Below are 14465 nucleotides of genomic sequence, written 5' to 3'. Positions count from 1 at the left end.
ATTCTTATGAAAAGCAATTTGAATCGAAAACAGTCTTCTAAATTAGATATCATTAACATTGTCTTACTCTTTATATACGGCTTGTTAACTACTTTCATTCTCTTTACAATGTACCGCTACCAAGTGCTTGATTTCCGATCCATCAACCATGTGGTCACAGGTTTGATGGTTGGAGTCTTTTTATTAGCTATTTTTTTCATATTTAAAAAAGCAGCGCGCATCTTTACCGCAGTTATGCTTGTGCTTGCCTTGTTAGTCAGCTCATTGGGACTATATGGTCTACAAAGTATGGTCAATCTGTCATCCAATCTCAACTCTTCCTCGAGTTTTTCCGAATATGAAATGAGTGTGATTGTACCAGCTGATAGTCCCATTACAGATGTTAGCCAACTGACCAGCGTCCTTGCTCCAACTGCAAATGATTCTAGCAATATCGATGAATTGGTGGCTAATATCAAATCGATGGAGAATGTCGACCTGCCATTGTCCCAATCGGCTTCCTATCTAGATGCCTACCAAACTATGATGGATGGTGGATCAGAAGCTATGGTCTTGAACGGCGTCTTCACAGACATTATTGAAAATGAAGTTCCAGACTTTACTTCAAAAGTAAAGAAAATCTACACCTACACGATTATCAAGGAAGTTGAAACAAACTCGGAAGAAGTTTCAGGAGATGTTCTCAATATTTACATTAGTGGTATAGATACCTATGGTCCAATTTCATCGATTTCTCGTTCAGACGTCAATATCATCATGACGGTCAACATGAAAACCCATAAGGTTCTCTTGACAACAACGCCTCGGGATGCTTATGTAGCCATAGCTGACGGTGGTCAAAACCAATATGATAAATTGACCCATGCGGGCATTTATGGTGTGTCAGCATCTGAACATACCTTGGAAAACCTGTATGGCATTGATATCAATTATTATGTCCGTCTCAATTTTACATCCTTCTTGAATCTGATTGATGTAGTCGGAGGAATTGATGTTTATAACGAAACAGCGTTTACAAGTATTCACGACAGTACACATTTCCCAGCCGGGAATATTCATTTAGATGCGAAGCAAGCTCTGGCCTTTGTGCGTGAACGTTACGCCTTGTCTGATGGAGATGCTGATCGTGGTCGGAATCAACAAAAAGTGATTGCAGCCTTGATCGAAAAATTGAGCAAACCTGAGAACTTGACCAACTACCAAGAGATTATCTCGGGTATTGAATCCTCTGTTCAGACGGATATGCCATTGGAAACAATGATGCAATTGGTCAATACACAGATGGAATCAGGTTCTTCTTATTCTGTCGAATCGCAAGATTTGACAGGTACTGGTCGTATGGGCCTGCCATCTTATGCTATGCCTACTTCACAACTCTACATGCTTGAAATCAACCAGGACAGTTTGACTCAAGTAACCAATAAGATTCAATCAATCATTTCGGGGAATTAACATGTTAGATATCCATTCTCACATCATCTTTGGGGTAGATGATGGACCAAAGACACCAGAGGATAGTTTGGCTTTGTTACAAGAAGCCTATCGCCAGGGTGTCAGAGGAATCGTTGCAACTTCACATCGTCGAAAAGGAATGTTTGAAACGCCAGAAGAAACCATCTGGCAAAACTTCCGCCAGGTGCAAGAATTAGCCAAGCAAGTAGCAGATGATCTATTTATCTATTATGGAGCTGAGATTTATTATAGCCGCGAATACTTAAATAAACTTGAAAAGAAAGAACTACCAGGTTATGGCAGCTCGGATGCAGTATTAGTTGAATTTTCAACCAACACACCTTTGAAGTTCATTCAAGAAGCAGTTCGAGAATTATTGGCAATGGGAAGGACCCCCGTTATAGCCCACATCGAACGATACCAGGCCTTGGAGGGAGAATTTGACAAAATTCGCTCTCTCATAGATCAGGGTGCTTATATGCAGATTAATAGTTCCAGTGTTTTGAAAACCAAACTGTTTGGAGACAAACATAAGGACTTTAAAAAGCGGGCTAAGCAGTTTCTAGACCAGGATTTGGTACATTTTATTGCCTCAGATATGCACAATCTGTCTTCACGGCCACCTTATATGAAGGAAGCCTATGAATTGATTAGCCAGCGTTATGGCCAAGACTATGCCAAGGATTTGTTTATGAACAATCCCTTGGATTTATTGAAAAACAAATTGTAAGTAAAAGGAGATATTATGAAAAATCAGGAAGAAAATCTATTAGAGATTGATGTTCTTTACCTTCTTAAAACCTTGTGGAGAAAGAAATTCTATATTATCATTGCTTCAGTGGTAACAACCGTTATAGCCTTTATTATCTCAGCATTCTTGATGACTCCGCAGTTTGATTCGACGACCCGTATCTATGTAGTCAATCAATCAGTTGAAGGAGCACAGGGCTTGACCAACCAAGAACTGCAAGCGGGAACCTATTTGGTTAAGGACTACAAAGAGATCATCATGTCCCAAGATGTTTTGTCGCAAGTTGAAGGTGAACTAGACTTAGATGACACACTGGCAAGTAAAGTATCGGTATCAATTCCTGTCGATACTCGCATCGTTTCCATTACTGTTCGTGATAGTGATCCAGAAGAAGCTGCCCGTATCGCCAACAGTCTTCGAGCCGTAGCTGCTCAAAAAATCATTGAAGTTACAAAAGTGAGCGATGTTACCACCTTGGAAGAAGCAACACCTGCAAAATCTCCATCTTCACCAAATACAACACGAAATATGGCGTTAGGATTCTTAGTTGGAACCTTCTTAGCGGCTAGCATTATTTTGATAATGGAAGTGATGGATGATCGCATTAAACGACCAGAAGACGTTGAGGAGAAAATGGGAGTTCCTCTCATCGGTGTTGTACCGAATATTAGTAAATTGAAGTAGGAGTAAGACATGTCACATCTTGAATTAGCTAAAAATAAATTGCAGTTAGTCAAAAAAACGGAAGAGTATTTTAATGCCATTCGAACCAATATCCAGTTAAGTGGAGAAGGAATAAAAGTTGTAGCAATTACTTCAGTTCAACCAAACGAAGGAAAAAGTACCACTGCGGCAAGTATCGCCATTGCCTTTGCGCGTGCAGGCTACAAAACCATTTTGGTTGATGCTGATATCCGAAATTCTGTCATGTCTGGATTCTTTAAACCTAAAACAAAGATTACAGGATTGACCGATTATTTGTCAGGTCGGACAGATTTATCCCAAGGCTTGTGTGAAACAGATGTACCAAACTTAACAGTCATTGAATCGGGAAAAATTTCACCTAACCCAACAGCTCTATTGCAAAGTAAAAACTTCGATAGCTTGATTGCAACTTTGAGACGGTATTATGACTATGTAATCGTCGATGCTCCACCACTTGGCTTAGTTATTGATGCGGCCATTATTGCACAAAAGTGTGACGCAACAACGATTGTAGCAGAAGCTGGAACTGTAAAGCGCAAGGCAGTTTTGAAAGTCAAAGAACAATTGGAACAAACTGGGACACCTTTCTTGGGCATTATTTTGAATAAGTATGATACAAGTCTTGAGAAATATGGTTCATACGGAAACTACGGTAGCTACGGAAATTACGGGAAAAAATAAGCTTTCCCTTGGGGGGATTTTTGAATGGAAAATGGTGGTAGAAGGCAGTCAAACCTTCTCTTTGTTCAATTAGCTGTTGTTATACTTGTTGGGATGATTATTGTTGAGCTTCCCTACACAGATATGACGCGTTCCGATTTAATTATTTTAGGATTTATTCATTTTTTTGCTTATTATAGTTCCAGAATGGAAGAAAACTTTTGGAACAGAGATGCGATTAGGGAGTTTGAGAAGGTTGTCACCTACAATGTGATATTTTCTCTTTCCTTAGCATTCACAGCTTTCATGCTGGAAGAGAACTTTATTATTTCGCGTTGGGAGGTCATTTACTTTCTCATCTTGAATATTTTGGGAATCTATCTGATTAACCTTGTTCTGAAAGGTCTGCATCATTCAACGGCAGCCAATCGCTTGCTGGTACTTACTGTTTCAGAACGCTTGGACCAGGTTTTAATCAACTTACAAACAATTGGGTTGAAACCTGAAAATATTGCAGGTATTGTCTTGATGGACAAGGAGCCAAAAAGAGTTGGCGATTTGCACTGGGTTCAAGTAGAAGATGCGATACATTTTGCCAAAACAGAAGCTATCGACAAGGTTTTCATCAATGTTCCAAGTAGTCAGACTGAATTGGATTTGGCTTATTGGATTTCAGAATTTGAAGTTATGGGGATCGAGGTCAATGTCCATGTAAACCTGTTTGATCTGGATACTTTTGGTAGTAAAAAAATCCGTCACTTCGGGAATTTTCACATCATTAGCTTTTCTTCCAATTTTTATGCGATTAGTCATGTGATTTTGAAACGAATTGTGGATATCCTTGGTTCTCTTGTTGGCTTGGTCTTGTTTGGAATTGCCTATTTGTTTTTGGCACCAATCATCAAAAAAGATGGTGGCCCTGTTATCTTTGCGCAGGATCGTGTCGGTCGAAATGGTCGGGTTTTTAAATTCTATAAGTTTCGTTCCATGAGTCAGGATGCGGAGGCTCGCAAATCAGAGTTGATGGAGCAAAATCAAATGCAGGGAGGGATGTTCAAGATGGACAACGATCCTCGCATTACAAAAATTGGGCACTTTATTCGTAAAACCAGTTTGGATGAACTCCCACAATTTTATAACGTTCTCAAGGGAGACATGAGCTTAGTCGGAACCCGGCCGCCAACAGTTGATGAGTTTGAAGCCTATACACCTAGTCAAAAACGCCGCCTCAGTTTCAAACCTGGTATTACAGGTCTTTGGCAGGTCAGTGGACGGAGTGAAATCACCAATTTCGATGAGGTGGTGAAGCTAGACTTAGCTTATATCGATAATTGGACCATCTGGTCTGATGTAAAAATAATATTATTGACCATCAAGGTCATTCTATTTAGAGAAGGGGCTAAGTAATATTTAGAATTTTTACTTACAGGAATTAAAATGAAAAATTATGATTATCTAGTTGTCGGTGCGGGCTTGTTCGGTGCAGTCTTTGCCCATGAAGCAGCTAAAAAAGGAAAAAAAGTAAAGGTTATCGAGAAGCGTGACCACATCGCCGGTAATATCTATACCAAAGAAGTAGAAGGCATCCAAGTTCATGAGTATGGTGCACACATTTTCCATACTTCTGAAAAGGAAATCTGGGACTATGTCAATCAATTTGCTGAGTTCAACCGCTACACAAACACACCAGTTGCCAACTATAAGGGTGAAATTTACAACCTTCCATTCAATATGAATACCTTTAACAAGCTTTGGGGTGTAGTCACTCCTGCTGAAGCTGAGGCAAAAATTGCTGAGCAACGGGCTGTTTTAGGTGGAAAAACGCCTGAGAACTTGGAAGAGCAAGCTATCTCCCTTGTTGGTACAGACATCTATGAAAAATTGATTAAGTCTTACACAGAGAAGCAGTGGGAAAAACCTTGTACGGAACTACCAGCTTTTATCATCCGTCGTTTACCAGTGCGTTTGACTTATGATAACAACTATTTCAACGATACCTATCAAGGTATTCCAATCGGTGGTTACACGCAGATTGTTGAAAAAATGTTGGATCATGAAAATATCGATGTGGAGACAAACGTTGATTTCTTTGCTAATAAGGAAGAATACTTGGCGAACTATCCAAAAGTTGTCTTTACAGGTATGATTGATGAGTTCTTTGATTATGAGCTTGGTGAACTGGAATACCGTAGCCTTCGTTTTGAAACAGAAGTTTTGGATATGGAAAACTACCAAGGTAATGCTGTTGTTAACTACACAGATAGTGAAACACCGTTTACTCGAATCATCGAGCACAAACATTTTGAGTTTGGGATACAAGATAAAACTATTATTACACGCGAATATTCGAAGACTTGGAAGCGTGGGGATGAGCCTTACTATCCAGTAAACAATGATCGCAACAATAAACTTTACACTGCCTACAAGCGCTTGGCTGAACAACAAGAGAATGTTATTTTCGGAGGCCGTCTGGGTCATTATCGCTATTATGATATGCACCAGGTTATCGGTGCGGCCTTGCAGTGTGTGAGAAATGAAGTGAAATAAGAGGAGAATGTGTGAAAAACATTAAGCTGATTGTAGCTACTCATAAAAAAGCAAAAATGCCGACGGATTCCAACTTATATCTTCCGATTCATGTGGGAAGAGAAGGGAAAGCTGATATTGGCTATATAGGAGATAATTCAGGTGAGAATATTTCTCACCTCAATCCTTATTATAGTGAGTTAACGGGACTATACTGGGCATGGAAAAATTTAAACTGCGATTACCTGGGCTTAGTTCATTACCGTCGCTTTTTTACTATGAAGAAGCAAGCCTTCCATGAAGGGATTGATATTGATCAAGTTGTCCTAACTCAAGCAGAATTGGAATATCTTTTGGACCAAGCAGATGTATTAGTTCCATCAAGAAGAAAATATTATATCGAAACCTTAGATAGTCATTATGGAAATACCCTCGATAAAACACATTTGCCTGCAGTACGAAAAATTATCGCTGATCTTTCACCGAGTTACTTGACGGCATTTGATCAGGTTGTGGGTCAAACAAGCGGCTATATGTTCAATATGTTTGTCATGAAAAAAGAAGCGGCAGATTGCTACTTTGAATGGCTATTCCCAATTTTAGAACGTTTGATAGAAGTAGTTGGAGTAGACGGTTATTCAGCCTTTCATGCACGCTACCCAGGTCGTGTCAGTGAAATCTTATTCAATGTCTGGTTGAAGGAACAAAAATTGACTGTGAAAGAAGTTCCATTCATGTACTTAGAAAAAGTGAATTTAGTAGAGAAAGGAATTTCCTTTTTGAAAGCGAAGTTTCTTGGGAAGAAATATGGACAAAGTTTCTAAAGTGAAGTACAGCATCATTATTCCAATTTATAAAATTGATGAACAAAATTTAAGAACCGGATTAGATTCGCATATTTTAGAGATACCAGAACATGTAGAAATTATACTTGTCGATGATAATGACTATGCAGACGTTTGTGGGTATGTTATTGATGAATATGCAGCAAAGTATCCATTTGTTAAGGCTTTACATCAAGTAAACCAAGGAGTTTCAGTCGCTCGAAACTTAGGATTAGCCAATGCAAAAGGAGAATATATCATTTTCTCTGATCCTGATGACTGGTTACATGAGAATTTTTATCAGGTTGTTGAAGAAGCTATTTCAAAAAATCCAAGTTCAGATATCATTCTCTTTGCTGCCTTTGTAAATTACAAAGAAAAAGAGGTTGTTAATTCATTTTGGAAAGAATCATTTATTTTTAAAGGAAAAGAGAAAGAGTTACTTCAACTACAATTGATTGCCAAGGGTGTTACTTCCTATTTTCCACCAGAAATTGGAGTTGGAGTTCCCTGGGCAAGGGCTTATCGAAAAGAATTCCTTGATAAATATCAACTGATTTTTTTACCTGAATTAAGACGAATGCAAGATAATATCTTTAACATGTATGCATTTGAATATGCAAATGAAATAGTCTATATTGATGAGCCGATTTATCATTACCGAAAAAATCAAGAAAGCGCAACGAATAAACGAAATCCTAATGTTATTTATTTATTTGACTTAGTGAATACGGAAGTAGAATTTTTCATAAATCGATTTAATAAATCAGAAATATTCTTAGATGCTCTTCATATCAAGCGTTTGATTGGTATCAATTCCTATTATAAGTTATATTTTCAATTTGCAGATTCTCGTTCAGCAAAAATTGAAAATCAAAGAGAATATCGAAATCTCTTATCTAGAAAAGAGTACGCAACATCTTTGAGAAATGTGAAATATTCCTATCTTTTATCAAAAGAAAAAGTATTTGTTTCTGTCTTGAAAACAAAACGTCTATCCTTATTAGCATTCCTACAAAAATTAGAATCAATCTTAGCAAAAATAAAGAAACGAGATTTTTAAGTGATTAGTACTAGGATTTTTAAAATCATTGAAAACTATTACAAGATTGTTAAAAAAATTGGATATCAACCATTCATAAATAGTGGTCAGTTTCTATACGAATATAAAAATAAAAAAATTTTAGAGTTTATTGAAAAGAATATTGATGTTCAATTCCTTTACAATCAAATATTATCAAATAATCTTGAAGTTACTTCTTCAGATACGATTTGGATTTCATGGTTACAAGGAGAAGATTCAGCACCTTACATTGTTAAAAAGTGTATCAAAAGTGTACGAGAGCAAGCTAATGGTAGGAATCTAATCATCATAACTGAAGCAAACTTTCAAGAATTTGTGGAATTACCTTTAGAGATTATTAGGAAATATAAGCAAGGTTCAATTTCTAGAACTCACTTTTCAGATTGTATCCGTTTGAATTTGTTATCTCAAAAAGGTGGCTTGTGGATTGACGCAACTATATTTCTCACGAAGGATGTTGTAGATGAGTTCACGGGTGTTGAATTTTTAAGTATACATTCTGATAATCTCCCACTACATCCAATTTCTAAAGGGTTATGGAGCACATTTTTTATGTATTCGCCTAGAAATTATCCCCTCCTTCAGTTAGCTGCTTCCATATTTAATCAGTATTTTATTCAATATAACCAGATTATCGATTATTTTTTATTAGACTATGTATTATTGCTTGCAGTTAGAATGACTGGGATGGAAGAAATTCTTCGTAATAAAAAGATTAATGGTAATGAACGATTTTATCTTTTTGGAAAGTTAAACGATGTCATGTCCGATGAGATAAAGGATAAAATAAATGCAAGTTACGGTGTTCATAAATTAACATATAAGAAAAAATACACTAACTTTAAAAATAATCATGAGACTGTTTATCATTACTATTTAGGGAAAGAGGAAATGGAGACATAATGAGAATTGGAATAGTCATTCTGAACTACTTAAATTGGCAAGATACTTTAGAGTGTATTGAGAGTTTAAGAAAGCAGAGTTCACAAGAATTTGAAGCAGTTGTAGTTGACAATGGGTCGAATAATGAGTCAGTTGAGAAAATTTCTGATTGGATAAGTGATGATAAAAATATTCATTTAATTGGATCAGAAAAAAATCTTGGTTTCGCAAATGGCAATAATTTAGGAATTAACTTTTTAAAAACTAAATATTTCATTCACCGTATTTTATTAGTGAACAACGACGTCATTTTTGATCAAGTAGATTATGTAGAAAAGTTGTCGAAATTAACCTATCCATCCCATGTTGGTGCAATAGGGACGCAGATTATTGGTTCAGACGGTATTAATCAGAATCCCGCCTATTTCCCGACGTCTCTACAATCAACAGTAAAGTCACTAGTCATTAATTGTCTCGCATTTTCAAAGATTTTTACATTTTTAAAACGTAGATTTTTTCAATCAATAGCTGATAAAGCCAATGATTTTTCTGGAAGAGGTACTTCAAATGGAGATTATTCACTACATGGTTCTGTTATTTTTTTGACAGAAAATTATTTGAATCTAATGGATGGTCTTTTTGGAGGAACTTTCCTGTACTATGAGGAAGTGATTTTGAGTATTACTTTCAAAAAAGCAGGGCTAACAATGCTATATTATCCTGAAATTTCAATTTATCACAAGGAGGATCAATCATCCTTGCAAAGTTTTCAAAATAATGATTTAGTCAGACGGCGCTTCCTAGTGAAAAGTATTATCAGTAGTTTAAGAGTGCACTTTGCCAATAAAAAAACAATTGGAAAGGTTATCAATCTTTCGATTTCTTCCGAGGTTAGAAATGCGAATTAGAATCAAAATTAATGAATTATTATTCTTAGTTACGTGCTATTATCAGGTTTTTTCCTTTTATTGGGGGGGATTATTTTACAGACTCTCTGATAATAATAAATTTGTTTATCTGTTAATTGATTTTCTGTTACTATTTGTATTTATTTCATCTAAACAACTGAAAATAACACGAAATGGAGTAATTGGTTTTTCAATTCCATCTATTTCCTTCGGTCTTCATACGATTCTATCTAACAATGTTTCTTTCAAAGAATTAATTGTTATGTATTTAATTGCAACGAAAATTACAATTTTTCTTACAATACTTAATAAGTTAGGTTTTGGAGCTGTCCTAAAGGTAATAGTAAATATTGGTATTTTGAATATCTTCGTAGGATTACTTGAATTATTATCTCTTGGTAGAATCAATCCATTTGTTTCTTTCTATACCTTAGCTCAAAAAATTGAAGCTTTAAACAAAGCAGGTACTACATTATCGGTTTATCGTGGTGGATTTGAGCATTCTCTGATTACTTCGGTTATGCTCACATGTACTTTAGTTTTCTATTTCAAATTAAAGAATAATGCTCTAAAAGTATTCTGTATGTTAATGCAACTTTATTTGATTTTTGGTACAGAAAAACGAACTGGGATGCTCCTATCAATTGTTCTGATTGTACTATATTTTTTCCTAAAAGCAATTTTTGTTGATAAGAATTTGAGAAGAGTAAGGACTATTTTTATTTTCTCATTCCTATTTCTTGTTTTAGCGGTATCTTCACAGTTTATTTTTGTGTCAGATCAAACTTTGTACCAAGTATTTATCTCGAAGTTTTCGGCACTTCAGTCAACAGATAATTTTTCACTATTCCATAGAACAACTAGTTTTACAAAAAGTCTCGATATTATTTTTAGTCAAAACATTTTTCGTATTCTTATAGGAAATGGCTTCAACTTTTTGCCAATCTATATGGCAAGTAATGGATTATCAATAACAACTTTAAATTTCTTAGTAATTGATAATTCGTATGTTTCATTTTTAGCAGATTTCGGGGTAATTTCTTTAATTATTGTAATTAACTATGTGGTATTCTCAATAGTTTATTTGCTTGGATTATTATCTAGACAGATTCATATTGAAAAAAAAATAGAGATTATATTAGTCCTCATAGCTATGCTAGGTATTTTTTCATCAGCATTATTATTTGATATTTTGAATTGGTATCAGGGGATTTTGATAGTATCTTTAATTGTTGCATTTTGTGAGTTTTTGAAAAGAAAAGAGAATATATATGATTAATAAATCAGATTTAAAGGATTTAAAACGAAAAATAGAGAAAAGATTTCTGAATAAAGATTTTACTTGTGTTGCCGATCTCAAAGATTACCATTTGGTTGCATCTGATAATCCAAAGGTTCGAATTAATTTAATGATTACATCCTTAAGGGCTAAGGATGTTTATGCTGGTATCAAATCAGCTTTGGATTTCTTTTTGAAATTTTCAAAATATGATGTTGATTTGCGGATTTTGGTGATGGGACAGGAAGTAAAATCGGATCAGTTGTATTCAATTCCTGGATTTTCTATTGTTACAAATCAAAAAGATTTATCAGGTTATACAATCGTCGATATTAGTAAGAATCAATCTACATTTACAATCCGGAAAAATGACTATTTCTTGGGTACCATGTGGTTTACGATATACAATGCCAATAAGTTTTTGGATCAACAAGCAGAATTATTTGGTGAACGAAAGTCTCTGATTTATTTGGTGCAGGATTATGAGCCAGGTTTTTATCAATGGTCATCAAACTATTTATTATCAGAGAGCACCTATACGATTGAGGATCAAATAGTAGTATTTAATTCAAAATATTTAAGAGACAATGTATTGTCAAGAGGCTATCATTTTAAAGAATCTTATTATTTTGATCCAATACTAAATGAAAAATTAAAAGAGGTTCTTTTAAAAGTATCTGAGAAACCAACTAGAAAAAAACGCGTTCTCTTGTATGGTCGTCCCGGAAAGCCAAGAAATGCTTTCGAGTTAATCTGTATGGGACTGAGGGAATGGAAAAAAATGGCACCTGACTTTGCTGAATGGGAAATTTATTCAGCAGGAGAGGATATGAATGACTTGGTTTTAGAGGAAGGTTTGGTTGTTCGATCACTCGGGAAAATGTCGATCGATGATTATGCGAAGTTTATGTTGGAATCTAAAGTTGGTATTTCATTGATGGTTTCGCCACATCCATCCTACCCACCATTGGAGATGGCTACTTTTGGTATGCAAGTGTTGGCAAATTCATTTGAGACAAAGGATATTTCTGATTTTAACGAGAATATCCATTCTGTTGATCATATTGACATTCATAAGTTTGCACAAGAACTACATAAATTGACTAAGGGTTCATTTGAATATAAAATCGATCAAGAAAGTGACTATGTCCACGGCATTTCGCAGATAGATGACATAGTAGATGCGATAGCTAGTACATTATTGGGTTAGTTGATACTATGAAAAAAAAATCAATTGCATCAAATTACATCTTGAACCTGATAAAAACAACTCTTGCCATTCTTTTTCCTCTCATCTCTTATCCTTATATTTCTAGAATTTTATCAGTTGATGGTTTAGGAGCAGTAAACTTTGCCTCTTCCTATGTGAATTACTTTATTCTATTTTCTACATTTGGGATAAATGTATTTGCCATTAGGGAAGGTGCTAAGTATCGAGATGATTTGAAGTTACTTTCAAATTTTGCTACAAATATGCTACTGATAAATATTGGTACTGCTCTAGTTTCATTTGTAGCTTTAGTTTTATCTCTTCAACTGCCAGCATTAAGTGAATATAGGTCATTAATACTAATCTTTAGTTTATCCATTTTATTTAATACATTTGGGATGGAATGGTATTTTCAATTAATGGAGGAATATCGCTATATTACAATCAGAGCAATTCTGTTTCAAATCCTATCGATGATACTACTCTTTACATTTGTAAAAACAGCAGATCATATTTACATATACGCATTTATCACAGTTTTTGCAAATGTGGGTTCCCAATGTTTTAATATCTTTAAATTGAGAAATGAGCTCGTATTATTCAAAGAAACTCATTATCATATTAAAGAATATGTTAGGCCTATGTTCTTCATATTTCTTACATTATTAGCGATGAATCTTTATCGATTTTTTGATGTTACATTATTGGGTTTTATCAAAGATGATTATAGTGTTGGTCTTTATACACTAGCTACAAAAATTGTCAATATTATTACGACTATGGTTTCTTCTGTAACGGTAATTTTAACACCTCGCTTAGCATATTACTTCAAAAATAATCAGCAGTTAGAGTTTGAAAAAGTGGCAGAAGATGCATTTGACTTTCTGATGATGTTGGGCTTACCCATTATGATTGGAATATTCATCTTTAGTCCATTTTTAGTCGAATTAGTTGGGGGGGAAAGTTTTCAGGCTTCATCAATTGCTGTACGAATCCTTAGTCCAATGGTACTAATTTCTTCTTTGAATGGCTTATTAGTGACTCCGATACTAATGGTAGTTCATAGAGAAAAAATAGTATTACGCACTTTTATCATTGCACTCATTTTTAATGTTTCATCAAATTTGCTTAGTATTTTCTACCTTGACTTCCTGGGAGCAGCATTGACAACTATTTTTACGGAATTACTTATCTGTATTTTTGCAATCTATAATGCAAGAGATATTCTACATTTTGGAAATAGGATAAAACAATTTTTTATTTATGCCTTAAGTTCATTTGTTATTTTCCCTATTTGGAAAATTGTTTCACTATTGACTTTTCATCATGTCGTGCAATTCTTGCTAGTCATCTTGATAAGTATTATCCTATATTTCTTATTATTGTTGATTCAAAAAGAGCGATTGATTAATTTTGGTCTCTCATTTCTTCAGAAAAAACTGGGACGGAGATAGTATATGCTTGAAAAGATTGAGAATAGATGTTTTTATTTTTTATCGGTTATTAGGAGTATTCTCTTTAATTTTCGCCACCTATCTTTTAAGCAAGCGAAAGCATTGCCGATTTTAATTGATTGGAGAGTAAGAACCAATATTAAGGGCAGGATTCTATTGTCTGATCGAGGCAGTAGTCGCTTTAATATTATCATTGGGCGTGAGGGTTCTCACCATATTAGTTCTCAAGAAACAATTTTAGTGATTGATTCAGGTGGGTTGCTTACTCTTGGAAATAACATCCTTCTTTCATCTGGTTTCTCATTGAAAATTGAAAATGGTGGAAGTGTTTTTCTAGACGATGGGGTTAGTTTTAATAGGAATGGAAGTATTCATTGTCAAGAAGCAATTACAATTGGTAAAGACTGTTTATTCGGATGGGGCTGCTCCATTCGGGATACAGATGGGCACAGAATTTTTATTAATGACGAAGAACAATTGATAACTTCGCCTGTCATTATTTCAGACAATGTTTGGGTAGCTGCAGAGTCTTCTATTTTAAAAGCTGTGACGATTGGCAAAGGTTCTGTTGTTGCGACTAGAAGTTTAGTTAATAAACAATTTCCCGAAAATAATCAATTAATTGCTGGTGTTCCGGCAACTGTTAAAAAGAAAAATATTTGTTGGGAAAAATAAGATTTGTCTATTATTTGAACATTTTTTCAAAAGAAGGCTTGCAAAATGCTTTCTT

The 14465-nt window shown here is 34.9% G+C and carries 14 protein-coding genes; all 14 read left to right on the top strand.

Annotated features, from left to right (window positions below):
- The first annotated feature begins 6 nt into the window (after positions 1-6).
- From J5566_RS03435 to J5566_RS03370, 14 genes are read left to right on the top strand one after another with little or no spacing between them, the layout of a single operon-like run.
- Positions 7-1452, top strand: a complete 1446-nt coding sequence (locus J5566_RS03435) for an LCP family protein (RefSeq protein ID WP_208562083.1) — start codon at positions 7-9, stop codon at positions 1450-1452.
- A 1-nt stretch (position 1453) separates the two neighbouring features.
- The gene (locus tag J5566_RS03430) at positions 1454-2182 is read left to right on the top strand and encodes a CpsB/CapC family capsule biosynthesis tyrosine phosphatase (protein ID WP_208562082.1); all 729 of its coding nucleotides are present in this window, start codon (positions 1454-1456) and stop codon (positions 2180-2182) included.
- Positions 2183-2197: 15 nt separating this feature from the next.
- Entirely contained in the window at positions 2198-2887 is a 690-nt protein-coding gene (locus J5566_RS03425; RefSeq protein WP_208562081.1) for a Wzz/FepE/Etk N-terminal domain-containing protein, read from the top strand.
- 9 nt (positions 2888-2896) lie between these two features.
- Positions 2897-3589: a tyrosine-protein kinase gene (locus J5566_RS03420; protein WP_208562080.1), complete on the top strand. Its 693-nt coding sequence runs from the start codon at positions 2897-2899 to the stop codon at positions 3587-3589.
- Positions 3590-3613: 24 nt separating this feature from the next.
- The gene (locus J5566_RS03415) at positions 3614-4975 is read left to right on the top strand and encodes a sugar transferase (protein ID WP_208562079.1); all 1362 of its coding nucleotides are present in this window, start codon (positions 3614-3616) and stop codon (positions 4973-4975) included.
- 30 nt (positions 4976-5005) lie between these two features.
- The gene (gene glf / locus J5566_RS03410) at positions 5006-6115 is read left to right on the top strand and encodes a UDP-galactopyranose mutase (RefSeq protein ID WP_208562078.1); all 1110 of its coding nucleotides are present in this window, start codon (positions 5006-5008) and stop codon (positions 6113-6115) included.
- A gap of 11 nt (positions 6116-6126) precedes the next feature.
- Positions 6127-6918, top strand: a complete 792-nt coding sequence (locus J5566_RS03405) for a DUF4422 domain-containing protein (protein ID WP_208562077.1) — start codon at positions 6127-6129, stop codon at positions 6916-6918.
- Positions 6902-7981 (top strand): glycosyltransferase, encoded by a 1080-nt coding sequence (locus tag J5566_RS03400; RefSeq protein ID WP_208562076.1) that lies wholly within the window; start codon positions 6902-6904, stop codon positions 7979-7981. The genes J5566_RS03405 and J5566_RS03400 overlap by 17 nt, the downstream gene beginning before the upstream one ends.
- A complete protein-coding gene (locus J5566_RS03395; protein ID WP_208562075.1) occupies positions 7982-8905 on the top strand; it encodes a capsular polysaccharide synthesis protein in 924 nt (307 codons plus the stop codon).
- Positions 8905-9792 carry a glycosyltransferase family 2 protein gene (locus tag J5566_RS03390; protein WP_208562074.1) on the top strand — a complete coding sequence of 296 codons (888 nt, stop codon included), beginning with the start codon at positions 8905-8907 and terminating at the stop codon, positions 9790-9792. Before J5566_RS03395 ends, J5566_RS03390 begins: the two co-directional genes overlap by 1 nt.
- Complete coding sequence (locus J5566_RS03385) at positions 9782-11071, top strand: hypothetical protein (protein WP_208562073.1); 1290 nt, start codon at positions 9782-9784, stop codon at positions 11069-11071. The genes J5566_RS03390 and J5566_RS03385 overlap by 11 nt, the downstream gene beginning before the upstream one ends.
- A complete protein-coding gene (locus tag J5566_RS03380) occupies positions 11064-12281 on the top strand; it encodes a glycosyltransferase (RefSeq protein ID WP_208562072.1) in 1218 nt (405 codons plus the stop codon). The genes J5566_RS03385 and J5566_RS03380 overlap by 8 nt, the downstream gene beginning before the upstream one ends.
- Before the next feature lie 8 nt (positions 12282-12289).
- Positions 12290-13735 carry a flippase gene (locus tag J5566_RS03375; RefSeq protein WP_208562071.1) on the top strand — a complete coding sequence of 482 codons (1446 nt, stop codon included), beginning with the start codon at positions 12290-12292 and terminating at the stop codon, positions 13733-13735.
- Positions 13736-13738: 3 nt separating this feature from the next.
- Positions 13739-14410 (top strand): acyltransferase, encoded by a 672-nt coding sequence (locus J5566_RS03370; protein ID WP_208562070.1) that lies wholly within the window; start codon positions 13739-13741, stop codon positions 14408-14410.
- Positions 14411-14465: the final 55 nt, after the last annotated feature.

Origin of the sequence: Streptococcus suis, from assembly GCF_017601095.1 — a bacterium.
Classification (GTDB): Bacteria; Bacillota; Bacilli; order Lactobacillales; family Streptococcaceae; genus Streptococcus; species Streptococcus suis_Z.
The sequence above is the reverse complement of the archived record's forward strand: the minus strand, read 5'-3'. Positions and strand labels throughout refer to the sequence as shown.

Coding starts and splice junctions, on each gene's coding strand:
- J5566_RS03370 (WP_208562070.1), top strand. CDS start 13,739: ATGCTTGAAAAGATTGAGAATAGATGTTTTTATTTTTTATCGGTTATT.
- J5566_RS03390 (WP_208562074.1), top strand. CDS start 8,905: ATGAGAATTGGAATAGTCATTCTGAACTACTTAAATTGGCAAGATACT.
- glf (WP_208562078.1), top strand. CDS start 5,006: ATGAAAAATTATGATTATCTAGTTGTCGGTGCGGGCTTGTTCGGTGCA.
- J5566_RS03380 (WP_208562072.1), top strand. CDS start 11,064: ATGATTAATAAATCAGATTTAAAGGATTTAAAACGAAAAATAGAGAAA.
- J5566_RS03385 (WP_208562073.1), top strand. CDS start 9,782: ATGCGAATTAGAATCAAAATTAATGAATTATTATTCTTAGTTACGTGC.
- J5566_RS03435 (WP_208562083.1), top strand. CDS start 7: ATGAAAAGCAATTTGAATCGAAAACAGTCTTCTAAATTAGATATCATT.
- J5566_RS03400 (WP_208562076.1), top strand. CDS start 6,902: ATGGACAAAGTTTCTAAAGTGAAGTACAGCATCATTATTCCAATTTAT.
- J5566_RS03430 (WP_208562082.1), top strand. CDS start 1,454: ATGTTAGATATCCATTCTCACATCATCTTTGGGGTAGATGATGGACCA.
- J5566_RS03375 (WP_208562071.1), top strand. CDS start 12,290: ATGAAAAAAAAATCAATTGCATCAAATTACATCTTGAACCTGATAAAA.
- J5566_RS03420 (WP_208562080.1), top strand. CDS start 2,897: ATGTCACATCTTGAATTAGCTAAAAATAAATTGCAGTTAGTCAAAAAA.
- J5566_RS03415 (WP_208562079.1), top strand. CDS start 3,614: ATGGAAAATGGTGGTAGAAGGCAGTCAAACCTTCTCTTTGTTCAATTA.
- J5566_RS03425 (WP_208562081.1), top strand. CDS start 2,198: ATGAAAAATCAGGAAGAAAATCTATTAGAGATTGATGTTCTTTACCTT.